17 protein-coding genes and 4 pseudogenes are annotated in these 25213 nt (G+C 61.0%); 8 read left to right on the forward strand and 13 right to left on the reverse strand.

Annotation, left to right across the window (positions count from 1 at the left end; all coding sequences use genetic code 11):
- Positions 1-297: 297 nt before the first annotated feature.
- Positions 298-2481 (forward strand): catalase/peroxidase HPI, encoded by a 2184-nt coding sequence (katG, locus tag ATJ93_RS18100; RefSeq protein WP_120246083.1) that lies wholly within the window; start codon positions 298-300, stop codon positions 2479-2481.
- 377 nt (positions 2482-2858) lie between these two features.
- A pseudogene (locus ATJ93_RS18105) lies at positions 2859-3098 on the forward strand (primase-associated protein); the annotation flags it as partial.
- A gap of 195 nt (positions 3099-3293) precedes the next feature.
- Here the strand turns inward: ATJ93_RS18105 and ATJ93_RS18110 are convergent.
- Positions 3294-3491 (reverse strand): annotated as a pseudogene (locus ATJ93_RS18110) (DUF1214 domain-containing protein); the annotation flags it as partial.
- 81 nt (positions 3492-3572) lie between these two features.
- Between ATJ93_RS18110 and ATJ93_RS24575 the strand changes: the two are divergent.
- Positions 3573-3737, forward strand: a pseudogene (locus tag ATJ93_RS24575) (transcription initiation factor IIB family protein); the annotation flags it as partial.
- Positions 3738-4062: 325 nt separating this feature from the next.
- Here ATJ93_RS24575 and ATJ93_RS18120 read toward each other — a convergent pair.
- The 3 genes from ATJ93_RS18120 to ATJ93_RS18130 form a co-directional block, all read right to left on the reverse strand.
- Positions 4063-4578: a hypothetical protein gene (locus tag ATJ93_RS18120; RefSeq protein WP_120246084.1), complete on the reverse strand. Its 516-nt coding sequence runs from the start codon at positions 4576-4578 to the stop codon at positions 4063-4065.
- On the reverse strand, positions 4575-5465 hold the full coding sequence (locus ATJ93_RS18125) for a ParA family protein (RefSeq protein WP_120246085.1): 891 nt from the start codon (positions 5463-5465) through the stop codon (positions 4575-4577). The genes ATJ93_RS18120 and ATJ93_RS18125 overlap by 4 nt, the downstream gene beginning before the upstream one ends.
- Positions 5466-6522: 1057 nt before the next feature.
- Positions 6523-8748, reverse strand: a complete 2226-nt coding sequence (locus tag ATJ93_RS18130; protein ID WP_120246086.1) for an ABC transporter ATP-binding protein — start codon at positions 8746-8748, stop codon at positions 6523-6525.
- A gap of 222 nt (positions 8749-8970) precedes the next feature.
- On the opposite strand from ATJ93_RS18130, the gene ATJ93_RS18135 reads away from it, so the two are divergent.
- Positions 8971-9255 (forward strand): hypothetical protein, encoded by a 285-nt coding sequence (locus ATJ93_RS18135; RefSeq protein WP_245977682.1) that lies wholly within the window; start codon positions 8971-8973, stop codon positions 9253-9255.
- A gap of 81 nt (positions 9256-9336) precedes the next feature.
- On the opposite strand, the gene ATJ93_RS18140 is transcribed toward ATJ93_RS18135, so the two are convergent.
- From ATJ93_RS18140 to ATJ93_RS18150, 3 genes are read right to left on the reverse strand one after another with little or no spacing between them, the layout of a single operon-like run.
- Positions 9337-10290, reverse strand: coding sequence for an ABC transporter permease (locus ATJ93_RS18140; protein WP_120246087.1), 954 nt, complete (start codon positions 10288-10290; stop codon positions 9337-9339).
- Positions 10277-11293 (reverse strand): ABC transporter permease, encoded by a 1017-nt coding sequence (locus tag ATJ93_RS18145; protein WP_120246088.1) that lies wholly within the window; start codon positions 11291-11293, stop codon positions 10277-10279. The genes ATJ93_RS18140 and ATJ93_RS18145 overlap by 14 nt, the downstream gene beginning before the upstream one ends.
- A 42-nt stretch (positions 11294-11335) precedes the next feature.
- A complete protein-coding gene (locus tag ATJ93_RS18150; RefSeq protein ID WP_120246089.1) occupies positions 11336-13150 on the reverse strand; it encodes an ABC transporter substrate-binding protein in 1815 nt (604 codons plus the stop codon).
- 162 nt (positions 13151-13312) lie between these two features.
- On the opposite strand from ATJ93_RS18150, the gene ATJ93_RS18155 reads away from it, so the two are divergent.
- Together ATJ93_RS18155 and ATJ93_RS18160 are read left to right on the forward strand one after the other, a co-directional pair.
- Entirely contained in the window at positions 13313-15667 is a 2355-nt protein-coding gene (locus ATJ93_RS18155) for a glycoside hydrolase family 95 protein (protein ID WP_120246090.1), read from the forward strand.
- 451 nt (positions 15668-16118) lie between these two features.
- Positions 16119-18119 (forward strand): beta-galactosidase, encoded by a 2001-nt coding sequence (locus ATJ93_RS18160; protein WP_120246091.1) that lies wholly within the window; start codon positions 16119-16121, stop codon positions 18117-18119.
- A gap of 778 nt (positions 18120-18897) precedes the next feature.
- Here the strand turns inward: ATJ93_RS18160 and sfsA are convergent.
- The gene (gene sfsA / locus ATJ93_RS18170; RefSeq protein ID WP_120246093.1) at positions 18898-19611 is read right to left on the reverse strand and encodes a DNA/RNA nuclease SfsA; all 714 of its coding nucleotides are present in this window, start codon (positions 19609-19611) and stop codon (positions 18898-18900) included.
- Positions 19612-19868: 257 nt separating this feature from the next.
- Here sfsA and ATJ93_RS18175 point away from each other — a divergent pair.
- Positions 19869-20689 (forward strand): annotated as a pseudogene (locus ATJ93_RS18175) (IS5 family transposase).
- A gap of 190 nt (positions 20690-20879) precedes the next feature.
- Complete coding sequence (locus ATJ93_RS18180) at positions 20880-21470, forward strand: hypothetical protein (protein ID WP_120246487.1); 591 nt, start codon at positions 20880-20882, stop codon at positions 21468-21470.
- Positions 21471-21754: 284 nt separating this feature from the next.
- On the opposite strand, the gene ATJ93_RS18185 is transcribed toward ATJ93_RS18180, so the two are convergent.
- The 5 genes from ATJ93_RS18185 to ATJ93_RS24685 form a co-directional block, all read right to left on the reverse strand.
- On the reverse strand, positions 21755-22369 hold the full coding sequence (locus ATJ93_RS18185; protein ID WP_120246094.1) for a peptide-methionine (S)-S-oxide reductase: 615 nt from the start codon (positions 22367-22369) through the stop codon (positions 21755-21757).
- Positions 22370-22543: 174 nt separating this feature from the next.
- Positions 22544-23104 carry a dihydrofolate reductase family protein gene (locus tag ATJ93_RS18190; protein ID WP_245977683.1) on the reverse strand — a complete coding sequence of 187 codons (561 nt, stop codon included), beginning with the start codon at positions 23102-23104 and terminating at the stop codon, positions 22544-22546.
- A 133-nt stretch (positions 23105-23237) separates the two neighbouring features.
- Complete coding sequence (locus tag ATJ93_RS18195; RefSeq protein WP_120246096.1) at positions 23238-24212, reverse strand: asparaginase; 975 nt, start codon at positions 24210-24212, stop codon at positions 23238-23240.
- Between the two features lie 127 nt (positions 24213-24339).
- Positions 24340-24627 (reverse strand): amphi-Trp domain-containing protein, encoded by a 288-nt coding sequence (locus ATJ93_RS18200; protein WP_120246097.1) that lies wholly within the window; start codon positions 24625-24627, stop codon positions 24340-24342.
- 92 nt (positions 24628-24719) lie between these two features.
- Entirely contained in the window at positions 24720-24893 is a 174-nt protein-coding gene (locus ATJ93_RS24685) for a hypothetical protein (RefSeq protein ID WP_449405100.1), read from the reverse strand.
- Positions 24894-25213 lie beyond the last annotated feature (320 nt).

Consider the following 25213-nt stretch of genomic DNA (forward strand, 5'->3'; position numbering starts at 1 on the left):
ATTCGTTGCCTTGCTTCCGAACAATTTCGGATTTGAACGGGTGTTGGGAGGATAATCGTCGCCGCTTGTCCATCACCCAATTCCAAATTCTGGATCATGATCCGTATTCTGGACAGAGATGTGAAATCCTTAAGTGGTGGCTCAAGGGGCATCGCCGCGACTCGGCAGACGTATCGAACACCCGCCGCGAAATCCCCTACTGGGTACTTTCCTATTCGTGAAAATATCTTAGTATAATCAAAATACTTTCTACCGCATGTGGGTGTCTTAATAGGTGAAAGCGATAATTGATCAGTGATGAACCAGTCGAACCGAGATTGGTGGCCAAACCGACTGAACCTGGAAATCCTCGATCAGAACGCGAGCAACGTCGCCCCGATGGACGAGGAGTTCGACTATGCCGAGGAGTTCCAGAAACTCGATCTGGAAGAAGTGAAGGAAGATATCGAAGGCGTGATGCAGACGTCGGAGGAGTGGTGGCCGGCCGACTACGGCCACTACGGGCCGCTCTTCATTCGGATGGCGTGGCACAGCGCCGGCACGTACCGCACCAGCGACGGTCGCGGCGGCGCCTCCGGCGGTACCCAGCGCTTCGCGCCGCTGAACAGTTGGCCCGACAACGCCAACCTCGACAAGGCCCGACGGGTCCTCTGGCCGGTCAAGCAGAAATACGGCCGCAAGCTCTCGTGGGCCGACCTGATCGTCCTGGCAGGGAACGTCGCCCTCGAGTCGATGGGTTTCGAGACGTACGGCTTCGCCGGCGGCCGCGAGGACGAGTGGGAGTCGGACGAGGCCGTCGACTGGGGTCCCGAAACCGAGTGGGAAGACTCCGACCGCTTCGACGAGGGTGGCGAACTCCAGGAGCCGCTGGCCGCCACCGTGATGGGGCTCATCTACGTGAACCCGGAGGGACCGGGCGGTGAGCCGGATCCGGAGAAGTCGGCGGAACGAATTCGAGAGTCGTTCGGCCGGATGGCGATGAACGACGAGGAAACGGCCGCGCTCATCGCCGGCGGACACACTTTCGGGAAAGTCCACGGCGCCGACGACCCCGAGGAGCACATGGGTCCCGAGCCCGAGGCGTCCCCAATCGATCAGCAGGGTCTCGGCTGGCAGAGCAGCCACGGCTCCGGGAAAGGGGCCGACGCGATCACCAGCGGTATCGAAGGGCCGTGGAACGCCACGCCGACCCAGTGGGACACGAGCTACATCGACAACTTGCTCGAGCACGAGTGGGAGGCGGAGACCGGCCCGGGCGGTGCGTGGCAGTGGACCACGAAGAGCGGCGAACTCAACGGCGTCGCACCCGGCACCGAGGACCCGTCGGAGAGGGAAGACGTGATGATGCTCACGACGGACGTCGCCCTCAAGCGAGATCCGGACTACCGAGAGATCCTCGAGCGGTTCCAGGAGAACCCCGACGAGTTCCAAGAGGCCTTCGCGAAGGCGTGGTACAAGCTCATCCACCGCGACATGGGCCCGCCGGAGCGGTTCCTCGGGCCGGAGGTTCCCGAGGAAGAGATGCTCTGGCAGGATCCGCTCCCCGACGCCGACTACGAGCTAATCGGGGACGAGGAGATCGACGAACTCACGGAACGCATCCTCGCGTCGGATCTCTCCGTCTCCCAGCTGGTCAAGACCGCCTGGGCATCGGCGTCGACCTACCGCGACAGCGACAAGCGCGGCGGCGCGAACGGGGCCCGGATCCGCCTCGAACCCCAGAAGAGCTGGGAGGTCAACGAGCCCGACGAGCTCGAGACGGTCCTCGAGACGCTCGAGGAAGTCCAGGAGGACTTCAACGGGTCGCGCTCCGACGACGTGCGCGTCTCGCTGGCCGACCTGATCGTGCTGGGCGGCAACGCGGCCGTCGAGCAGGCCGCGGCTGACGCCGGCTACGACGTGGCGGTTCCGTTCGAACCGGGCCGTACCGACGCCACCCAGGAACAGACCGCCGTCGAGTCCTTCGAGGCGCTCGAACCCCAGGCCGACGGGTTCCGTAACTACCTCGGCGACGGCCACGAGCAGTCGGCGGAGGAGCTACTGATCGATAGGGCCGACCTGCTGGACCTGACGGCCGACGAGATGACGGTGCTGGTCGGCGGCCTGCGCGCGCTGAACGCCAACTACAAGGACTCCGAACTCGGCGTCTTCACCGACCAGCCGGAGACGCTGACCAACGACTTCTTCGTGAACCTGCTCGACATGGACTACGAGTGGGAAGCGGCGGACGCGGACTCCCAGCAGGATATCATGGAGTGGGAGTCGCCCTCGGACGGCCACGAGATCTACGAGGTGCGCGACCGCGAAACTGGCGAGGTCGAGTGGGCCGCGACCCGCGTGGACCTCGTCTTCGGTTCCAACGCCCGCCTCCGAGCCATCGCGGAGGTCTACGCGTCCGACGACGGCGAGGAGAAGTTCGTCGAGGACTTCGTCGACGCGTGGCACAACGTGATGACCAACGACCGCTTCGACCTCGAGTGAGCGACCGGCCGCGTCGCACTGGCACTCGAGGACAACATCGGCGTTCCACGGAAACGGGCGTACCGCGACCGAACCGCCGTCGTCCTGCTCGCGGAACTCGGCGTTCGCGGTGGCGAACTCTTTCGCGACAGAAACGACGACGAACGGAACAGCCTGCAGTGGGACGATGTCGACTTAGAGCGCGACTGCATGGAGGTCTACGGGAAGTCTCGAGGGTACACCCGTCGGGCGTACCAACGCCGCTCACGTCGCACTCGCGCCTCAAGCGTGTGCAAGATCCACCGACCAACGAGTGGCCCGTCTTCCCGGCCAAGCACGCGGCTTCGAAGTATGTGGCCGTCGAAGCCGCAACTGGTGAGCGGCCCGAACTTGGCAGCGAGATCGTCGCGGACGTCAAGAACGTTTTCTCCCGGTGGCCGTGGTACGACGAACAGGAGACCGAGTACCAAGTTCGCTATGAGTTCTCGAACACAATCGACGGCGACACCCCGTTTCCGGTGAACTGCGATAACGAGGATATGCAGTGCTACTGCATCGGCCAAGACCAATGCACCTACTCGAGTCTCCCGTTCCCGGACGAGATGTACGAGCAACTTGAGGAGAAATCAGCCAGCTGAGCAGTTCTGAATCAATGACTTCCCTCAGTTTTCGAGAATTGGGTTACAGAGGTCTGTTGTGACTCTCAGAAGTGACACAAATGGCCTGCTGAATACGGAGAATGAGTTCGGCACCACCCTTAGTACGAAACGGAAGACGAGCGACGGTCGAGTCACGCCGACTCAGTCGTCAGAGCATCTATGTTCGTGCCTTCGTCACTCGCCCGGCTCGGCCTCGGGGAACTGATAGCCCCCGTCGAGAATCTCTTCGCGCGGCTCGTAGAGTCGGACTGTATAGTTCCACCCTTCCGGCGTGTAGAGGAAGTTCGGTTGATCGGGGTCACCGCCGAAGTGGATGGTGACGTCGCCGTCGTCGTCTCGCTCTGCGGTCACGTTGTTAATCGCGTACGCGTCGTACTCGTTCTCCTACGCAGCCAGTGGCGGTCGAAGCGCGAGCGGAATCTGGCGACTGGGCTCGGTGAAGTTCGCTGCCTCGTGAGCGCGCTCGGCTTATCCGACTCGTTTCGGGAACAGGCGTGTTCGCACTTTCGACGCGCTCAGCGGGAAGACCTCTGTCGCGGACGATCACTCGAGGGAGTCGCAGCAGCCAGTGTGTATGCAGTGAGCCGGTGTAATGGAGTCGGGCGAACCCTCGAGGAGATCAGTCAGGTAGCAACGTGCTCACGATCACAACTCGAGTGTGCGTATTCGGCGATGAACACCGAACTCGAGCTTCCGACAGCGGTTCCACAGCCCAAACGCGTTCTTCCACGACTCGCAACCAAACTGGAGACACCAGATAGCAGGCAGACTGATCCCGGTCTTATGTATTGGACCTTCGCTTCCGATTCCCTTCCTTTTCTGCGGACGGGTTACTGTCCAGTGTCAATCTGTCTTCTTTGTAGTTTAGTCGTGTTCGGGTCTGCAGGTAGAGTTCATACCAATAGCACTCCCGACGCGGTTGTACAGTTCGCGGTATACGCAGCTACGACGATTGGCGACGTACTTCGGCAATCGTGTCGGGAACCTCGTCGATATGCTCGATTGCAACCTTCAACAGGGCGTCGTGGATCTCTCTCGTCTCCTCGTCTCGGATACCCATCCGACGGAGTTCGGGTGTGACGGTGATGCCGAGCTCGTCCTCGAGTTCGTTCCACGTTTCGTCACGCGCGTAGAGTGGTTTCTGTCGCACTTCGCTGTATTCGAACGCCGGGCCGGTCTCGGCCGGCGACTGTTGTTCGTCCTCAATCTCATCGCTCGTCGTCGCATCGTTCGGCTCGTCTCGTTGTGACGATTGGCTCGAGTCAGTCTCGTCGGTGCTCGGTTCCGACGAGTCCGACGACGTCGTGTCGGTCGTCGACGTCGTGACGTCTGCATCGACAGAATCGATAGATTCCGTTGCAGACTGCTCATCGTCCGACTCCGACACTGATTCCGATTCCGACTCGGAATCTGTTGCCGGTTCGTCGTCCGTTTTGAGGTCATCGAACGGATTGCTCATCGATCGATCCCTCCGTTGACGACGATCTCAGCCAGTTCTTCGTAGCACGATATCTGATCGCTTTCCGGATCGTAGTCCTGCAACGGTTGATTGTGCTGGAGCGAGCGGGACAGTGCGGATCGGTGCCGGATTCCCGGCTTCGGGGCATCCATTTCGCCGGCGTCGATCGCCTCGAACTCTTCGGCTGTAATTCGAGCGAACTCCGGTACCGCTTCCTGCAGCGGCTGGCCGGGATTGACTTCGTAGGTCGCCGTGTTCAGGTTCTCGAGGAGTTCGCGGTCTTCGGTCTGCTGGTCGATTCGGTCGCCGAGTTTGTTCGGCACGACGGACAGTACCTCCACGTCGATGTACTCGCGCGCCGGTTCGATCAACCGCTCCATCGTTCGCTTGTAGCCGCCGATCGCACTCGAACCGGGTTCGATCGGGATCATGACGTTGCCCGTCGCGACGAGCGCGTTGTTGTTGAGCATCCCCGGATACGCCGGGCAGTCGAAGACGACGTAATCGTAGACGTCGCCGAGCAACGGATCGACGATCTTCGATTTGACGCGGGCCGATCCCTGCATCGCGCCGGCGAGATCCTTCTCGACGTCCTCGAGGGTGTTCGACGATGGGAGGAGGTCAAATCCGTGGTCCGTCGGACGGATCAGATCCTGCGGGGTGGCGTTGCCCTCGAGGATGACGTCGCCGAGATTAATATCGCCCTGGTAGGCCTCCTCGTATCCCAGCCCGTTCGTCGCGTGGCCGTTTGGGTCAAGGTCGGCGAACAGCGTGTCGCCGCGCTCGGCGAGCTGTCGCGCAAGGTTCATCGCGGTCGTTGATTTGCCGACACCGCCTTTCAGGATCACGACGCTTACGGCGCGTGGCTCGGTCGTTGTGGTCTCCATGGTATCTCTGCCCGCCCGATCGTAGTTCGATAGGTGCCTATTGTTCCGTATGTGGTTGGTTCAGCGGGCAAGAAAGACATTTTATTCTACCTTCTTAATTCTACCTACTGCAACTACGATAGCTCCAATAGGTGCGATAGGTGCAATAGGTGCAATAGCCCCAGTAGATTAGTCACCTAAGCCACCTATTGGAGCTGTTTCTTCTGGTATAGGTGTTGTATGTACAGTAGCTCTGTTAGCTGTCTAACGCAGTTCATGTACTGGAGCTACAGAAGAAACGGCAGGCACGGTACTAATCGCTCCGCGAGCTATCTTCCAATAGCTACCTATCCCACCTATTGCGGCTCTCGCACCTTCCGCACGTTCTGAACGTTCTGCAGTTGACGTTACTCAGAGATCGGTCCAAAGACGGGTGAGGCAGCTGCTGGCCCTCGTGAGGACCCACGACCTAACCCAACTACCGCACCAATTAGAGATATTTCACCTATTGCAACTATTGTTCCTATTGTATCTATTTCACCTATTAAACCCATTCTGATAGTACAGCCGTTTATCCGTCCATATACTCTACACAATGAACAGAATGAGGAGATTCGGTTACAAGGAAACAGCGCTCAGCAATTATACACCAGAGCGGAACGACTCGCACCGAGGCGGTCATGAGTGAGTATTTATTTTCACTTAGACATTTGAGATCCTGTCAAGTCAAGATAATAGTCCAGATCTGAAAGTGCGGAGAAGCATAGTATGGTCACTAGTGGCCGTACAAGAAGTTAAGCCGGTAATCTCGAGCTATTCCTCTCGGGAAAATGGATTCAAGAAGGGACAACCGGTTATAGTTCTATCCTCCCGTATCAGCATTTTCCAAAGCAGATTAGCCAAGAATAGGTACAATAGGTGCCTTTTGAGTATGGGGATGCATTTCAGTATCTCTCCACCAAAATAACAGTATTAAAAGCTGATAGTATAGAGATAGCCAGGTTATCAGGTGCCGAGGCGATCAAAAACGATCGCAGTACCCGGAGACGATGGGGAACGCTGTTCGATCTCGCACGAACTAGTCGCTCGAGGCGTCCTCTCCTGAAACCGTCTCAGAAACGGGCCGGGGCTCGTCGACGATCGAGTCACTGTCCCAGTAGGGGTGGTCGGAACCGTACTCCCGGAAACACGCTGTCGCGTGATCGCCGTCGTCGGCAGCCGAGTCATGGATCGACGGACACTGGGTGCGACAGACTTCCCTCGCCTCGGGACAGCGCGTGTGGAACCGACAGCCGGAGGGCGGATCGATAGGATCGGGAATGTCGATTCCGCGGACCGGCGGCTCGCCGGCTTCGGTGTCGGAATCGAGATCCTCCGTCGACCATTTTAGCACCTTCGTGTACGGGTGACGCGGGTCCTGAATGATCTCTTCTGCGGGCCCGATCTCGATGATCTCTCCGAGGTACATGACACCGATTCGGCCACCGACGCCGCCCGCGAAGTACCGTGCGTTCGAGAGATTGTGCGAGATAAAGAGGTACGAGGTGTCGAACCACTCCTGCAACTCGAGCATGAGATCCATCATCTCGACGCGCAGCGAGACGTCCAGCGCCGAGACGGCTTCGTCCGCGAGGATGACGTCAGGATTCATCAGCAGGGCTCGAATCAACGCGACGCGTTGCTGTTCGCCACCGGAAAGCTGGTGTGGATACCGGTCCGCGTAGTCCTCCGGCGGACTCATGCCGACGTACTCGAGCATGCCGAGAATCCGCGCGTTCCGATCGGCGGCGTCCATGTCCGGCTTCCAGAGTTTCAGCGGCGACTCGAGGCTTTTCCGAACGGTCTTGTTCGGGTTCAGTGAACTCCCGGGGTCCTGGTGGATCATCTGGAGCGAGCGACGGATCTCGTCGAACTCGACCTCGGCATCGCCATGATCTCGAGCCTCCCAGATATCGACGTCCCGGTAGGAGACGCGACCGCCGGTCGGCCGTTGGGCACCGATCGCAGCCTTCCCGAGCGTCGTCTTTCCGCAGCCGCTCTCGCCGACGAGCGCGACGACGTCGTTCTCGTAGATATCGAGGTCGACGCCGTCGACCGCACGGACGACCTCGGGATCCGAAAAGAGGTTTCGTAGGCCCCGTTTTTCCTGTTCGAAGTGCACCTCGACGTCCTCGAGGGAGAGTACAGGCCGTTCGGATTGGGAGCCTTCGACGATCGTCTGTTCGTCGGGATCGTATGTTCGGTCGAGATCTAACGGCACCGCATCAGGAGCATCCTCCCAGTGGAAGCAGGCGGCGACGGCGCCCCCAGTGGTTTCGCGAAGCGCCGGATCCTCGGTCCGACACCTGTCGTCGGCCAAGGGACACCGCGGATGGTACGAACAGCCGGTCGGCACGTCGACCGGGTCGGGCGCCGACCCGTCGATCGGCTGCATCTCCGCCGGTGGCATGTTCAGGTTCGGCACCGCCTTCAGCAGCGACCGCGTGTACGGATGGACGGGGCGGTCGACGATCCGGTCGGCGTCGGCAATCTCGACGAATTCGAACGCGTACAACACCGCGAGTCGATCGGACAGTCCCGTCACCAGCGGGAGGTCGTGCGTGATGAACACGACGGTCAAGTCGTACTTCTCCTTGAGATTCTCGAGGAGATCCAGAATCGACCGCTGCATCAACAGATCCAGCGCGGCCGTCGGCTCGTCCATGACGAGCACGTTCGGCTCCAGAACCAACGAGAGGGCGATGAGCGTCCGCTGTTTCATGCCGCCCGAAAGCTCGTGGGGGTAAGAATCGAGGACGCGATCCGGTTCCATGTGGAGGTCGGCGATGAGTTCGTACGCGTGAGCCATCGCCTCGTCGACGTTCCGGCCGTGGGCGGTGATCGTCTCCTCGAAGTGCTCGCGGATCGTGATGACCGGATTGAACGAACTCTGTGCGCCCTGAAACACCATCGACACTTCCTCCCACCGGAAGCGTCGGAGTTCGTCGGTTCCCAACTCGAGGACGTCGACCGGCGATCCCGAGTCCGGATAATACGTGATCTCACCCTCGACGCGGCCAGGGTCGACGACGGCATCTAACAGCGCCGACGCGAACATCGACTTGCCGGAGCCCGACTCGCCGACGACGCCGAGAACCTCCTCGCGAGCGATATCGAGTGACACGTCGTCGAGCACTCGCGACTCGCCGCGATCCATATCGAACGTGACCGAGACGTCCCGAACCGAAAAGATCGGATCGTCGACCTCGATCGGCTCGAGAGCATCGTCGGTCTCGTGATCAGAGTGAGCGGTCTCGATACTCATGGGTTCGTCCCGTAGTGGCGAACAGCTGGGTGTTCGTCGACCGTCGACGGCGATGGTCGTTCGAACGGGTGCGACGATCGAAGCGACAGTCGTCGCTGATCGATACCGACGCTAATCATGGTAGATGGTACCTCGTATCTCACCAGTCATCTTAATGGTTACGGTGCTGAAACTACGGACAAACGCAACACCCGCTGCTGCGCTACGGTAACTGTACCAACTATGAAGTTCACGCCGAGCGAACAGCCGACAAACGAGTCTATGGGCGACGAAAACAAGAGACAAACGCGATCGTTTCGGACTGCGCTCGAGGTCGTGATTCGAGATAACCGGCACGCGATTCCGCTTCTGATAGTGCTCTGTATCGTCTTGTTGGCGCTGTCCGTTTTGTCGCTACTCTTCATTGACCGTGATTCACCGTCGTTCGTCCTGCTACAGATTAACTTCGCGATGCTCGGTACGTTTCTGGCTCTCCTCGTCGGTCTTCGCTACCGATACGGGACGTGACGGCGATACCTCGCTCGTTTTGGATTGCCCTCGAGGCTCGAGTCAAAGGCGTGTAAAAACGGAGTCTAAGGGTAGGACCGATTAGTCTCGCTTCCGAGCCCGCACGCGCGGGTTGAACAGTCGATCCATGCCCTGCGAGAGCATGATCAGTCCGTAGGACAGGGCGATGATGACGACAGTCGGAACGATCACCCAGTGGATCGTCGACGTGCTCGAGAGGGCGCCGTTGCTGGAAGCCATGTCGAGGATCACGCCCCAGTTCAGCGCGGTGAACGGTAGCAGCCCCAGGAAGTAGAGGCCGACGGCGCTGAAGATGACCGACCGGCCGGCCATCATGAAGTTGATCAGCACGTACGGCATGATGTTCGGGACGATATCCTCCGCGATGATCCGCCAGGTCGGCGTCCCCATGAGTCGGGACGCTTCGACGTAGTTGTCGTTACGCAGCGAGAGGACCTCCGCACGGATGGTTCGCGCGAGTCCCGCCCAGGTGTTGATCGTGAGCAACACGCCGATCACCAGCGGGTTCGACGGCTCGATCGTCGCCGCGAGGACGATGATCAACGGGAGCCCGGGAATCGTGAGCATAACGTCCATGATGAGCGTCAGGACGTCGTCGACGAGTCCGCCCTTGTAGCCCGCTACCGTTCCGACGGCCGTCGCGACCGCGGTCGCGAACACCGCACCAGCGAGGATCATCTGTAACATCTGCGGCGTCGCGTGGACGATCATCGCGAGGAGGTCGTGGCCCATCGCGTCGGTCCCGAGCGGATACTCGAGCGACTGGAACGGCGCCTGCAGACGGGGGCCGTCCGTCGTCGGCTCCGGCACGAGCAGGACGCCGACCGTTCCCATAAGGACGTAGACGGTCAGGATCGAAGCCCCGATGATCGTCTTCCGGTCCTCGGCGAGGATCCGCGCGGGAACGAGGACGTGCTCCTCGAGCCACCGCGACAGATCGAATCCGTCGGTACTCGAGACCTCGGAGACCCGCTCGAACGGGTGATCCGCGGACGAGCGATCAGTACTCTTCATCGGACTCACCTCCGGCGGCGATCCGCGGATCGAGTTTGCCGTAGGTCAGATCGGCGAACAGTAACCCGAAGACCACTGCGAGCGTCAGGACGAGGAACGTCCCCATCACCAGCGGGTGATCGTTGGCCTGGACGGCGTCGACCATGTAGTAGCCGATCCCCTCGTAAGTGAACACCTGCTCGAGGATCACGGAGCCGCCGATGACGAATCCGATCGCGATCATGAAGTTCGTGTACAGCGGCAGGATCGCGTTCCGTCCGATGTAGGTGAAGGCGATCCGTCGATCGGAGAGTCCGCGAAGGCGGGCGACGCGGAGGTACTCCTCGCCGAGGATGCTGATACTGTTGCCCCGCATGGAGAGTGCCCAGCCGCCGGCCTCGGTGAGAACCATCGAAAGGACCGGCAGCGTCGCGTGTATGAGGACGCCCCTGATGAACGGGTAGTTCAGACCGGGCTCCGTCCGCGGATTCATGTTCCCGCCTGTCGGGAGGAGATTGACCTGGTACGCGAAGACGAACAGGAGCAAGAGCCCGAGGAGGTAGAACGGGGTCGAGTTGAGAACCGTCCCGATCGTCGACGAGAGGAAATCGAACCGCGTGCCCTCGTAGTAGGCCATCACCGCGCCGAGGGTGATCCCGATGACGAACGTCAAGATTAGCGAGAGTCCCATGACGAAGATCGTCCACGGAAGCGCGTCGGCGATGATGTCGACGACCGGCTCGTTCCGGATGATCGACTCGCCGAGGTCGCCCTGTAGCACCGCGGTTACGTAATCGATGTACTGTTGCCACACGGGCTTGTCCGGCTGGACGTTCGTGTACCGTTCCATCAACTGATTCAGGCGTTCGGGATCGATGCTGCCGCCCTCTCGGGAGACGAGTTGCGCCTGAATGTGTTGGGCCGGTCCGCCCGGCATCAGGTGACTCAGGGCGAACGTCAGCGTAACGACGCCCCACACGGTGAGTGCGGCCTTGACGAGTCGTTTCGTTAGCCAGTTAGTCATGGATCGTGGCAGGGTCTCGTAGAGTGGTCGCTGTCACTATCGTCACTCGCTCTCGCCGCTCGGACTGACGAGTCCGTAGGCGGTCAGTTTCTCGTGATTGCGCTCGACCCCCCAGATGGAATCGTCTCGGCCCGGGAACTCCCAGTCGTCGGTCCAGTAGGTGACGCCCATGTTCTCGCTGACCAGCGGCACGACGGGCAGGCTCTGGTTGAAGACCCACGAGAGTTCCACGAGCGTCTCCGTCAACTCCTCGCCGGTCTGTTCAGGTATCTGCTGGGTCAACTCGCGGACGTTGACCGTCTCGAGGTCGCCCGCCGGGTCGCCGACCGGCATCGGAACCTCGAGTTCCGCGGGCGTGTTCCACTGGCTCCAGTCGCTGAACGCCTCCTGGAAGGCCGGGTACGGGTGGCCGTCGCCCCACGTCGCGAACGCGGCTTCCAGCCCGGAGCCCTCGCCCCAGATCATGTCGACGTACGCCGACTCCTGCATCACTTCGAACTCGACGTCGATGCCGAAGGACTCGAGCAACTCCGTCGACTGGTTTCCCAGTTCCGGATAGCCGTCCCACTGGGTCGTATCGAGCTGGAGGACGACCTGCTCACCGCTGCCGTCGACCCACGCGTCGCCGTCGCGTTCGTAGCCCGCTTCGCGCATCAGTTCCGCCGCCCGGTCGGTGTCCCGTTCGTACAGTTCGAAGTCGTCGATGCGGTCGCCGAGGATGTCCTCGGCCTGTTCGGTCGTGATGAGATTGGTCGCCGCGTACTCGGGGACGCCGTACAGCAGCGGATTCGATCCCTCGGCAATGCGCTGGGCGTCCAGCACGTACGCGACCGCCCGGCGGAAGTTGCGGTCGGTGTAGGGACCGTCACCCTGCAGATTGAATCCTAAGCCGACGCCGAAGACGCCCTGCTTGATCGCCATGTGGAGACCCGAGTCCATCTCGTCGAGCATCTCGGGCGTCAGAATCGGACCGAGATCGGTCTCGTTCGACAGCACTTGCTGCGTGTCGGCGCCGGTCCCGCCGAGTCCGACCGTTCTCGTCTCGAGTTCGTCGAACGCGACCGGCTCCCAGAAGCCGTCGTTCGGCTCGAGGATGAGCGTATCCCGCGTCACCGTCTCGACGCTGTAGGGCCCTGCCAGCGCGAGGTCGCCGGGGGCCCAGCTGAACTCCATCAGTTCGGTCATGCGGTCGTCGATCTCGCTGTCCGTCGTCGACTCCTCGAGCGCCTCGAGGATTTCGCCGAACTTCGTCTGCTCGCCGTCGATCTCCGGCGGGGTGTTGACCGTCATCCCCGGGAGGAAGAACGTGTGGAGGAACAGTTCCTCGTCGTACTCGGCGTCGAACTCGAGCACGACGGTCTTCTCGTCGTCGGCGTAAACCTGCTCGATAAAGTCCCAGGGGTCCGTCTCGTCGTACTTGTCGAGTCGAAGCCGGGTGACGAGATCCTGGGCGGTCACCTCGTCGCCGGAGTCCCACTGCCAGTCCTCGCGAAGCGTGATCGACAGTTGATCGCCGGTGTGGTCCCACTCGGCGGCGCTTCCGGGGCGGAACTCTCCGTAGGTGACGTGTTCGTCCTCCGAACCACCCTCGTAGAACGTCGCTTCGGTCGAGTAGAGGGCCAGCGCCGGGAAGAACCGCCAGATCGCGCCGCCGGTCGAGTCGCCGGCGTACGGATTGAGTTCCGCTTCGTCCATCCAGTGGTGGTCGCCGTCGACGAGGATTTGATCGTCACCGGAGCCGGTGCCACCTGCACACCCCGCAGCCAGTACCGTTGCCCCGCCGGCTGCCGTTTGCAGCAGTCGGCGGCGGGACAGTGACCGATACCGAGCCCTGGTCTTGTCAGTCGTCCGTACCATGGTCTGTGTTCCCAATATTCATTAATAAGGGTTTTGGACGTGTGCTGACAGTAACAGGATCAGCCGATATCGGGCCAGCCGCGGCGAGTAACGACCGAATCGAGAACGGCAGCAGCCTCAGGGAACCCGTACGATTATACGGTTCGCCGAACGGAACGGTGTATGGACGAGGGAGCGACCCACACCCTGTGGTACGACGAGCCGGCCGACGAGTGGATCGACGCGCTGCCGCTCGGCAACGGCCGACTCGGTGCGATGGCCTACGGCGGACTCGAGCGCGAGCGCATCCAGTGCAACGAGGAGACGCTGTGGGCCGGCGGCCACGAAGAGAAGGTCGTCGAGGGGGCATCCGAGCACGTAGAGGAGATCCGGCAGCTGTGTTTCGACGGCGAGTACGAAGCCGCCCAGGAGCTTTGCAACGAACACCTGCAGGGGGGACCGGCCGGAATCCGGCCGTACCTCCCCTTCTGCGAGCTGTTGATCGAACAGCCGGGCCACGACGAGGCGACGGCCTACCGACGGGAACTCGACCTCGCCGACGGCTGCTACCGGGTCGAGTACGACCTCGAGGGAACGACCTACACCCGCGAGTACTTCGTCTCGACGCCCGACGACGTTCTGGTCGTCCGCCTCGAGTGCGACGGACCGGGGACGGTCGACGCGTCGGTCCGACTCGACCGCGACCGCTGTGCGCGGGCCGGCGTCGACGAGGAGAATCGCCCCCTGCTGCGCGGACAGGTCGTCGACATGCCGAACACGGCCGACATGTACCAGGGCTCGGGCGGCTGGGGACTCCGGTTCGAAGGGCGAGCGGCGGTGCGGGCCGACGGTGCGTCCGCCGAGCCGGACGTCGCCGACGACTGGGGGCAGTCCCCGAGCGCGGTTGCCGTCGCGGGAGCGGACGCGGTGACGATTACCTTCGCCGCGGCGACGGATTACGACGGCGACGATCCCAGTGACGCGACGACGGCGACGCTCGAGGAAGTCGCCGATCGAACCTACGAGGAACTCAAGCGCCGCCACGTCGACGATCATCGCGACTTCTTCGATCGCGTCTCGCTCGAATTGGGCGATCCAGTCGACGCGCCGATCGACGAGCGGTTGGCCGCCGTCCGGGACGGCGACTCCGATCCGCACCTCGTCCAACTGTACTTCCAGTACGGGCGCTACCTCCTGCTGGCGAGTTCGCGACCGGGAACCCTCCCGGCGAATCTGCAGGGGATCTGGAACGACGAGTACGACCCGCCCTGGCACAGCTGTTACACGCTCGACGTCAACCTCGAGATGAACTACTGGCACGCCGAGGTGGCGAACCTCGCGGAGTGTGCCGAGCCGCTGGTCGCGTTCGTCGATTCGATGCGCGAGTCCGGCCAGCGGACCGCCCGCGAGTACTACGACTGCGACGGGTTCACCGCCCACGTCGATACCGACCTCTGGCGAACGACCGTCCAGACCGTCGACGCGCGCTGGGGCCACTGGCCGATGGCACCCGCCTGGCTCTGTCGGAACCTCTGGGACCACTACGCGTTCTCCGGCGATCGAAGCGACCTCGAGGCGATCTATCCGATTCTGAAAGACGCCGCGCGGTTCCTGCTCGACTTCCTCGTCGAACACCCCGAGTACGGCTGGCTCGTCACCGCGCCGTCGGCCTCGCCCGAGAACCAGTTCCGGACGCCGGACGGCCAGGAGGCGACCGTTTGCGAGGGCCCGACGATGGACGTCCAGCTCGCGACCGACCTCTTTACGCACTGCATCGAGGCCGCGACCGAACTCGGCGTCGCCGACGGCGCCGACGAGGCGTTTGTTGAGGAGGTGGCCGATGCACTCGAGCGGCTGCCGCCGATGCAGATCGGCGAACACGGCCACCTGCAGGAGTGGCTCGAGGATCACGAGGAAGTCGATCCGGGCCACCGCCACGTCTCGCACCTGTTCGGCTTCTACCCCGCGGATGTGATCACGCTCCGCGACGACCCGAAACTCGCCGAGGCCGTCCGCACCTCGCTCGAACGACGCCTCGAGCACGGCGGCGGCCACACCGGCTGGAGTTGCGCGTGGACGATCGCCCTGTTCGCACGGCTGGAAGACGGCGACCGCGCCCTCGAGGCCGTTCGGAGGCTCCTCTCCGAGTCGACGTACGACAGCCTGCTCGATTCCCACCCGCCGTTCCAGATCGACGGCAACTTCGGCGGCACAGCCGGCATCGCGGAGATGCTCCTCCAGAGCCACGGCGACGAACTCCGGCTGCTCCCGGCGTTGCCAGATGCGTGGGCCGACGGCAGCGTCGAAGGGTTGCGCGCTCGCGGCGGTTTCGAGGTCGATCTCCGCTGGACCGACGGACGACTCGATTCGGCGGTTCTTAGGCCGTCACACCGGGAAGAAGTTCGGGTTCGTACTCGAACACCAATCGAACGGATCACGACTAATTCAGGTCAACGAGTCGCGTTTGCGTCTCCCGAACCGGACGTCGTCACCGTGCCGGTCGAACCGGACCGGACGTACCTGATCGAAACCGAGTGATCGATATCCGCTCGAAGACGACGTCGGGTGGGTCGATACGATAGAACGACCGAACGGGAGGGCAACGACGCGCTGACGGTCTGGAGCGGGCTCGAATCAGCGCCCCTTTGAGAAATCCGCCGAATCAGCCCGTCTTCGGCTGATTTTGTCCTGTCGCACGCGGTGGAAGAACGCTCGTCCCATATTGTTGAACGGTGCTGCTGTTACAATCATACCAGTGTAAATTAGCGGCGTATATCCCCCGTTAATTACTCGTCACGGGACCGAATCGTCGTGAGCGGAGTTGAATACCCGTTCTATATTGTGGAAAACGGGTCCACAGCAGCCGACGTGCGGCCAGCAATTCGGCCAGCGGTTCGGCAATCGCCGCCTCGGCTCGGCGGTTCGACGCGAGTTCGGACTGACATGCGATAACAATACAACTAAGATGAATGCCTTCGCTTGATAGCGTATGTCAATCGGAACGTGCTACTTTCCGGAACACTGGCCGAGCGAACGATGGGAAACGGACGTCCAGCAGATGGCCGACGCAGGCCTCGAGTACGTCCGGATGGGCGAGTTCGCGTGGGCGCGGTTAGAACCCGAACGCGGCGAGTTCGACTTCGAGTGGCTCGAGACGGCCCTCGAGTACATCGACGATCAGGGAATGCAAGCCGTTCTGTGTACCCCAACGGCAACGCCGCCGCGGTGGCTTGTCGACGATCATCCGGATATGCTGCAGGAGGAACCGGACGGGACGACGCGGGAGTTCGGCGGTCGTCGCCACTACTGCTTCAATTCCGAGGCGTACGCGCTGGAGACGGATCGCATCGTCACGCGACTGGCAGAGCGGTTCGCCGACCATCCCGTCGTCGCCGGCTGGCAGACCGACAACGAGTACGGCTGTCACGGGACGATCCGGTGTTACTGCGACGACTGTTCGGCGGCGTTTAGCGAGTGGCTTCAGGACCGGTACGGCGACATCGAAACGCTCAACGAGGCGTGGGGAACGACGTTCTGGAGCCAACGATACGACGACTTCGACCAGATTCAGCCGCCGCGCCACTCGGCGGCCAGCCAGCACCCGTCGCTGCTCCTCGATTACTACCGGTTCAGCAGCGACAGCGCCGTCGCGTACAACGAACGGCAGGTCGACATCCTGCGGGAGGCAAACGACGACTGGTTCGTCACGCACAACTTCATGAGCCACTTCGGTCCGCTCGACGCGTACGACGTCAGCGAGAGCCTCGACTTCGCTTCGTGGGACTCCTATCCGACCGGTCACGTTCAGGTTCAGGCCCAGGGGGAACCCTCGACCGACGAATACCTCGTCGGCAGTCCCGACGTCACCGGCCTCGATCACGATCTCTACCGCTCCGCCGCGAACGCGCCGTTCTGGGTAATGGAACAACAGCCCGGCGACATCAACTGGCCGCCCTACTCGCCCCAGCCCCCAGAGGGAGCGATGCGGCTCTGGGCCCACCACGCCGTCGCACACGGCGCCGACAGCGTCGTCTACTTCCGCTGGCGCCGCTGCCGACAGGGCCAGGAGCAGTACCACGCCGGGCTCCTCGAGGCAGACGGCAGTCCGGACCGCGGCTACGCCGATGCCGCAGACGCTGCAGCCGATCTCGAGTCGCTTCCCGATCTCGAAGGTCCCGAAGCGTCGGTCGCGATCCTCCACGAGTACGACAATCTCTGGGCACTGAACATCCAACCCCACGCGCCGGAGTTCGACTACTGGGCCCACCTCGAGACCTACTATCGGGCGCTTCGCGAGCGCGGTGTGACGGTCGATATCGTGCCGCCGACGCGCGATCTCGACGACTACGCTGCCGTCGTCGCGCCGACGCTGCACCTCGTCGACGACGAACTCGCGACGCAGCTCACGGAGTACGTCGAAAGCGGCGGGAACCTGCTGCTGACGATGCGCTCCGGCGTCAAAGATCGAGCGAACCAACTCCTGAACGAACCGGCGCCGGGCCCACTTGCCGACCTCGTCGGCGCGACGGTCGACGCCCACGAAGCGCCGCATCCGGATCAGGAGCGCACGCTCGAGTACGACGGCGAGACGTTCGACTACCGCGTCTGGGACGAGTGGCTCGAGCCCGATACGGCGACCGTGACCGGAACCCATCAGTCCGGCACTGCAGCCGACACCCCGGCGATCACGACGAACGACGTCGGCGACGGTCGCGTCCGCTACTGCGGCATCTGGCCCGAAGACGAACTGGCGGATGCACTCGTGACCGACCTGCTCGAGGACGCGAACGTGGCGACGACTCCGGAGCCGCTACCAGCGAACGTCCGCGCCATCGAGCGAAACGGGTACTCGTGGGTCATGAACTTCACGGGTGAGGAACGGACCCTCTCGCTTCCGGCTAACGCCTCGGTAGTCGTGGGCTCGGACACCATTCCGGCGTACGACCTCGCAGTCGTCGACACGCCGGTGACCGACCTCGAGGTCGAATAAGGAATCAAATACGAGATTTGAAGTGTATATTATAATAGCTGTTAGAACCACGGAGTTTACTTTGTGAGTTAATCCCTGCATCTATACCAGGAGCATTCATCTATATTCTCGATAAAACATTTTTACACACAAAATCCGAGAATAGAGGAACAGTAGCCTTCGTGAGAGAACGAATGCTACTACAGGCGATACTTGAAATATACGGAAATCGTCACGAGCGCAGTAAGGGTATAGAAGATCGGACCGCCATCGATACCTACCGTCAACGCGGCTGAAACGGCAGTGCTCACGACGGCGACCGTCGCACCCTCGAAAACCGGGCTGACCGGCCGAACGAATCGGTGCCAGCACGTCGACGTAAACTCGAGGACGGTATCCCCTGCAGCGTGCATCCAGTCGCTCGATTCCCTGCCAGTAACGTGCAGTCCCCCGAATCGATCGGCCCCATCGTCGCTCATTCTCCCACGCCGGCGATCGATTTCGCAGTGACTTCAAGCTATATGCTCGAGGACGCGTCGCAACCGGCAGGAGCCGGAGAGACCTCGGTTTTGCCCATTCCCAGAATGTAGGAGCGTGTTCCGCGCTTTATTATCTACATCCGCCAAACAACGGGTGCGGTCAGAACAGTGACCGCGTCCTCAGCCGATCCACGCACCCACCACCCCCAAGGCATCGTCCACTTGTCGTAGTCTGTCCCACACATTGCAAACGCCTTCGCGACCCGCTTTTTACGCTGGCATTATCTCCATCGCACGTTTCCCACGTCGATGCAGAGCGATTACGCCTCGAGATCGATCGGAAGCGCACGTTCGTAGAGTCGGTACTGCGGCGGGTCGAATGCGGTCGCGATCGCGTGTACCGTTACGCCAGCGTCGCGTACCTGCGCCAGCAACTCGGCGAACTCGGGGTCGACCTCGCGGTACGGCCGGAAGCGAGCGACATCGGGCCGTTGCACCACGAATACGATGTGCGCCTCGTCCCCGTCGTCGACGAGTGCAGCGAGACTGCGGAGATGTCGACGACCGCGTTCGGTCTGTCGGTCGGGAAACTTCGCGATCCCGTCTTCGACGTGCGTACAGGATTTGACCTCGACGTACGCGGGCGAGTCGAACCGATCGTGAAGGAGAAAGTCGGCCCGACCGTGGTCGGGGAGTTGCGGTTCTCGCTTGCGAAGCTCGTACCCCTCGAAAGCGGGGAGCGCGTCGGCCGCTAGAAGTTCTTCGAAGAGGTCGTTAGCAAACGCCGTACGAACGCTCACGTACGTCCCGTCGACGTCGATCGCGATCGCGTCGTAGTCGGTCGATCGATCGGGGTCGTCGACGGGCGAACAGAGGATCTTTCGTCCTGATTCGAGGATGCCCTCGAGTGCGCCGGGATCGCCTAAGAATACGCGTTCGGGGTCCTCATCGAACCGGACGCGAACGACGAATCGGTTCGGTCGGTCCACGATCTGTCCCGCAGTGAGTTCGTCGTCGAACGTGAATAGCGCCATGCTATGGTCGACAGAGGATTCAGTTCCATCAATACGAATACGTCGATTGTAAGCAGACCGACTTCAGCGCAGCAAATCGCCGTTGCTACGGTAGGAGGAGTTGCTGGAGAACCGTTGTCCCGTCATAGCTTCACTTTGTGGCCAGAAGCACTTAAAGAACGAACGGAAGCGTGGTGCTCGAGTCGGTCGGAAAACGTGCCTAATTGGCTCTGTTGAAATCCTCGAAGAGTTACAGGTTCGCCCGGTAGTCTGACCGGATGCAGACCTTCCCAAAGTCGCAGTTGCTTCGGTTCGTTGAGCAGGCGTATCACTTGGCTCGACGAGCTGTTGCCCGCTACTCGTCGAAGTTCTCGAAACGCCGGTACACACTTCACCAGCACATCGTCTTGCTCTGTCTCAAGGTACGAAAGAATACGACGTACCGGATGCTTCTTGACGAACTTACGAGATGCCTCGGATTCGGAGCGCCATCGAACTTGAGGAGCTCCCCTCTCCTTCGACGTTGTGGAAGGCATTCAATCGGCTTGATATGGCGGTCTGGCACGTCCTGCTCAACCTCTCGGTCACACTCCTCCCGACCAACGGCGTCGTCGGGATTGATGCCTCCGGTTTCGACCGCAGTCACGCCTCGAAACACTACACGAAGCGAACGAAGTTGACGATTCAGCGGTTGAAAGTCACGCACCTCGTAGACACGAGGTCGAACGCAATCATCGACGTACACGTAACGATGACCCGAAAACACGACTCGCAAATTGCGCCGTCGCTCATCAAGCGGAATACCAATGATGTAGCGATTCTCCTCGGCGACAAGGGATACGATGATCAGAAGATTCGCGCATTAGCCCACGAAGAGGATGTTCGCCCGGTCATCAAGCATCGAGCGTTCTCGTCACTTCACAGGGCGTAGAATGCTCGACTGGACGCCGACCTCTACGGGCAGCGTAGTCAGAACGAAACGGTGAACTCTCGGCTTAAACGGAAGTACGGCGCATTCGTCCGCACACGGTACTGGTGGAAGCGGTTCCGTGAACTCGTTGTCTGCTGTCTCACTCACAACATTGACAAGGCACTCTGAACGTTCGATAGAGGAAATGTAGTGATCATCGAGGTTTATCGCCGGTCGGGAATCCATGAACCCCTCGTGAAAGATACGGAGCGCGTATTTAGCGCACAATCACGCGTTGACTTCTCAAAAGAGAGTGCTCAGGTTCGGGATTGATACTAGCTTCTTAACATTCTTGATGCTGCTAGTGAAATTACCATTTATGCGCCGTCGCGCATTCCTCGCGTCCGCCCTGACCGCCGCCTCCACCACCGCTGCGGGGTGTAGTGCTGTCGACTCGCGAACCGAACACACGGACCCGACAGTAAAAACCGACGACAATCCCCGGGATGATGGGAAATATCTCGAATTTCGCAAAGACGGCACTGACCTCGCTACCGTGGGCGTTGATCCCAGGTTTGCCCCCTTGCCGAACCATTTCCACACGTCGATTTCGCACCCTGAGGATACCGAACTGCAGTCGCTCACACAGCGGTTTGTGGCACTGGGCGGTGACGGCACCCCGCCACAGCTTTCGCTCCAAGGTCCGTTTATGGGCGACCACGAACCCCATCCGTCCGTATCACTGTTCCGAGAGGGGACGGCTGCAGTCGTCGAAGTCCACCGGTTCGGCGAGATCGCCAACGAGACCGTATTCATTGACCTCCCCGTCACCCGATGGCCGGAGTCGGCCCGACGAGTCGTCGTCGAAAGCACCGTCAAACTCGTCAAGCCGGGGCTACCCGACCGAACACACGTCCTCGACGGACAACTCGAATTCGAGGTTCCCGCTGAGACCGAAGCCGGTGAATGAACCGCTCAACACGCACATCTACCTAACGGTTGTTTCAGCGACGATGATGTCGAACGCATAGGATTTCAATAGACCCGCCTAATTGCATACTAGCGATAGAATCGGATCGAAGACAGCGTTGCGAGACGGGGTAAAACACTCGCGGAATGGTGCCTCTGACACGGGGAGGGGATGGGGTGTGGGGAAGACCGTAGCCACCGAGTGGGTCCCCGCGAGTGTACCAAGATGTAGAATATCCGTTCGGAAGAGACGACGGCCAAATAGTATTGGACCGACCTGTTGAATCATGCTGAACGACGATCGTACGATGGTTCGAGAAAAGGAACATCTACGTCGTGCCCAGCGGCATGCGCGTTTAGTTTCGCTGCAGCAGGTGACTCACGCACCGCAGTGGCGTCGTACCCCGCACCGTCGAAGGCCTCTGTGATCCAGCGTTTGCCTCGGAGTTGGAATTTCTGGTGGTACTCCTCTGCTACGTGAAAGTCCTCGAGCGGTTCGAGCCGCGTCTCGATCTCTTCTCGATCGAGTTCGGCGTTAGCCAGATACGTTTGTAGTTGATCCCGTTGATCGGCCGTCTCGGTAAAGACGATATGCTGGTACTGGCGTTTCTTTGGCTGTTTGTACGGATGGTGTTCGGCGAACGCCCACTCGAGGAGGTCGCCGAACGACAGCTGATCGGGATCGTACTTGAGTTGGACGACTTCGGTGTGGTCGCCCATAGCGTCGTAGGATGGCTCGGGTGTCGTCCCGCCGGCGTAGCCGACTCGCGTTCGAACGACGCCGTCCAGTGCGCCGGCTGCTGCGTCAGGTCCCCAGAAACAACCGAGCCCGAACGTCGCTGTTTCGGTGGTATCCGGCGCTTTCGCATCGAATGCTTCGATAACTGTTGGTGTGAGCATGGCAGTAGCGGGGTGACCGTGTTCGGTATCGTCGTTCCGGTCTGTACGTAGTTAACCCTGTCTCCGCCGCCCGTCGTAGCGCGCTCGAGGGGTGCGAGTCGCTCGACGTTTTGTTCTGTACATCGGACTCGTAGTCCATCTACACTGGCAATTCGGTGCACCCCGTCTGCTGAGTTACTGAATTTCGTAGGTGAGTTGTACAAAAACGTCGCCGTGTTTCTGGACGTCGACCAGTTTCAGGGACGGGCTGGTGATCCTGCGCGGCAGCAGTGGGGCACCCGAACCGAGTGTGACGGGCGCAACGCTGAGGATGATTTCGTCGAGCAGTCCGTGATCGTGGAACTGCCCGACGAGGTCACCCCCACCGACTAGCCATATGTTCTCACCGTCTACGGCATCGACCATCTCAGCATGGACGGGCGCAACGTCCCCCTGTACGAAGCGGATGTCCGCACCGTCGACCACCGGTAAGTCCCGAGTGCTGAATATCCAGGCCGGGATGTCGTACGGCCACTTTTCGGGGTCCTCGAGGAGGGTCTCGTGCTCAAGCAGCCACTCGTAGGTCGTCGACCCCATGGCAACAGCACCGACCTGATCGATGAACTGCCGGTAGTTGTCCTGGACACCCTCGATCTCGCCGAACTGGAAGAGCCAGTCCAGTGACTGGTCTTGGTCAGCGAGATACCCGTCGAGACTCGTGGCCGTGTAATAGTGGGTCTTCATCCGTCCAACCACTACTTTAGACGGCTTCTGAGGGTATAACGGTACTCACAACGAATTGGAACCTTGGAACTTCGACGGGGCAGGCTTCGATCAAGCTACCAGTCAAACTTGCAATTCTCTTCAGCCTTCAACGGAGCCGTCGACCCTACTGGCGTTCGAACGTCTGCCGGACAGCCTCGTGTTCATCGAAGGCCGACAGCGCCAACCCGAGTTTGATTCGTGCCTTCCACGGGGGAAGCTCACCGGCCGGAATCGTCCCGTGATCACGGAGCGTTTGGCTGCCACCGGGTCCACCGTATCGCGCACCGACAGCGCCGTCGTAACAGCGCGTCGCGACGACGACCGGAATTCCGTCAGCAACCGCATCGGCGACGGCATCGCCGAGTTCGGGGGTCGTGTTCCCGATGCCGCTCGCAGCCAGGACGATCCCGTCGACGCCGTCGGCGACGGCACGCTCGAGTTGTCGACCATCGACACCCAAGCCGCTGGTGACCACCTCGACTCGGGCCGTCGTCTCGAGAGCGGGGATCGAGACTGACTCGCTGCGGGGCTCGCGGCGGAGCGCCAGCCCGTCGGCCGTGATCTCTGCGACCGGTCCCGCATCGGGTGACGCGTAGGCTTCCGGACGTCCCGCCCGTGCTTTCGTCACCCATCTAGCTGCGTGGACGAGATTTCCAAACGCGATGTAGACGCCATCTCCGAAGCGGTCGTCACCCGCGACGCGAACCGCCTGCAGCAGATTCGCTGGGCCGTCCGCACCCGGACGATCCGCGGGTCGTTGCGCCCCAGTGAATACGACCGGTATCTCGGCGTCAACGACGAGGTCGAGGTAGTACGCCGACTCCTCCATCGTATCGGTGCCGTGAGTGATGACGACGCCGTCGACTCCGTCGTCCGCTGCGCGCTCGACGGCGCGTGCCATCGACGCGACGTCCCCGAACGAGAGGTGGAAGCTAAGCTCGTCGCAGACGGATTCGACGTCGAGAGTCGCTACGTCCTCGAGTTCGGGAACAGCGTCGACGAGATCGTCGCCGTCTTTGGACGGCGTTGCCCCGTCCGGGCCGTCCGTCGATGCGATCGTGCCACCGGTACTCAGAACACGAACCTGTGGGAGCGCCATGCGTCGCTGTTTTGGTCGAAGCTACTTCGCTGTTACCGGCCGGTAGTGGCTCAGGTCCAGTAGACGAAGGGGCGATCGTAACTGACGCTCGAATCGGGAATCAGGAATCGAGAATCCGGCTGCTCGATCACTCTATTTCTAACCGGCCGCTCCCCGCATCCGTCTCGTCGCTGTTCTCGTCCCACTCGAGTTCGAACTCGATGCTCAGCTCGCCGGGGCCGTCCGCCGGCCCCTCGCGTTCAGCTTTGACCTCGAAGGTCGGCTGTGCCGGCGGGTCCATCGTCACTGACTCCGATCCGGATTTCAGCGTTATCGTCTCGCCGTGGTCGAGTTTATCGGCGACACTGCGCAGATACGAGGCGATTTCTTCTCGAGGCAAGTCACTTTCCGATTTGAATAGTACTTCTTCGGGCATAGACTGAGACTACGTCCCCAGTGCCGATAAGTGCATCTGTTATACCGTGGCACATTTACATGTCCCGTTAGCCGACAGATACTGAAATTCCATTAGCAGTAGTAGACCCAGAAGGTGTGTCCGGCTGCACAGTCAACCTTCGTGTAATCACCGAATGCGGCTACGTACGGACTGATTTTTAGTTCTACGTCTGCATCCGGAATCGGGACGGTACTGGTCTCGCCGCATTTCGGGCACGCGACTTCTTCGGTTTCTTGGACTTGCATCTGCGCTGATCGTACAATATACACCACGAATGATAATGTAGTTTTCTGCGCTAAATCGAGAGAGTCGCTATCTGGATACTGACTGTGAGTTTCACAGGTCACACCCGATGACAAGCGAATGGAAAACAGCTGGTACGCAGCCGAACCTGTAGCACCAGTACCTGAGCCACGGCGAGTTCCTGACCACTCGTCTCCCTGGTCGGCATCACGAGGCTGCCTTCGTTGCCTGCTGCTGACCTATTGCCCGTTCGATCGAACGCGTCGTATTACAGCCGATCTCGCCGGTCCAGTTTCAGTTTCACTCTGGTTGGCTCGCCTAT

Origin of the sequence: Halopiger aswanensis (assembly GCF_003610195.1) — an archaeon.
Classification (GTDB): domain Archaea; phylum Halobacteriota; class Halobacteria; order Halobacteriales; family Natrialbaceae; genus Halopiger; species Halopiger aswanensis.

What these genes read in the sequence shown, in the direction of transcription:
- ATJ93_RS18135 (WP_245977682.1), top strand. Translation starts at nt 8,971, where the DNA reads ATGAAGTTCACGCCGAGCGAACAGCCGACAAACGAGTCTATGGGCGAC.
- ATJ93_RS18185 (WP_120246094.1), bottom strand. Translation starts at nt 22,369, where the DNA reads ATGCTCACACCAACAGTTATCGAAGCATTCGATGCGAAAGCGCCGGAT.
- ATJ93_RS18140 (WP_120246087.1), bottom strand. Translation starts at nt 10,290, where the DNA reads ATGAAGAGTACTGATCGCTCGTCCGCGGATCACCCGTTCGAGCGGGTC.
- ATJ93_RS18120 (WP_120246084.1), bottom strand. Translation starts at nt 4,578, where the DNA reads ATGAGCAATCCGTTCGATGACCTCAAAACGGACGACGAACCGGCAACA.
- ATJ93_RS18155 (WP_120246090.1), top strand. Translation starts at nt 13,313, where the DNA reads ATGGACGAGGGAGCGACCCACACCCTGTGGTACGACGAGCCGGCCGAC.
- ATJ93_RS18145 (WP_120246088.1), bottom strand. Translation starts at nt 11,293, where the DNA reads ATGACTAACTGGCTAACGAAACGACTCGTCAAGGCCGCACTCACCGTG.
- ATJ93_RS24685 (WP_449405100.1), bottom strand. Translation starts at nt 24,893, where the DNA reads ATGCAAGTCCAAGAAACCGAAGAAGTCGCGTGCCCGAAATGCGGCGAG.
- katG (WP_120246083.1), top strand. Translation starts at nt 298, where the DNA reads ATGAACCAGTCGAACCGAGATTGGTGGCCAAACCGACTGAACCTGGAA.
- ATJ93_RS18160 (WP_120246091.1), top strand. Translation starts at nt 16,119, where the DNA reads ATGTCAATCGGAACGTGCTACTTTCCGGAACACTGGCCGAGCGAACGA.
- ATJ93_RS18125 (WP_120246085.1), bottom strand. Translation starts at nt 5,465, where the DNA reads ATGGAGACCACAACGACCGAGCCACGCGCCGTAAGCGTCGTGATCCTG.
- ATJ93_RS18130 (WP_120246086.1), bottom strand. Translation starts at nt 8,748, where the DNA reads ATGAGTATCGAGACCGCTCACTCTGATCACGAGACCGACGATGCTCTC.
- ATJ93_RS18195 (WP_120246096.1), bottom strand. Translation starts at nt 24,212, where the DNA reads ATGGCGCTCCCACAGGTTCGTGTTCTGAGTACCGGTGGCACGATCGCA.
- ATJ93_RS18150 (WP_120246089.1), bottom strand. Translation starts at nt 13,150, where the DNA reads ATGGTACGGACGACTGACAAGACCAGGGCTCGGTATCGGTCACTGTCC.
- ATJ93_RS18180 (WP_120246487.1), top strand. Translation starts at nt 20,880, where the DNA reads ATGCGCCGTCGCGCATTCCTCGCGTCCGCCCTGACCGCCGCCTCCACC.
- sfsA (WP_120246093.1), bottom strand. Translation starts at nt 19,611, where the DNA reads ATGGCGCTATTCACGTTCGACGACGAACTCACTGCGGGACAGATCGTG.
- ATJ93_RS18200 (WP_120246097.1), bottom strand. Translation starts at nt 24,627, where the DNA reads ATGCCCGAAGAAGTACTATTCAAATCGGAAAGTGACTTGCCTCGAGAA.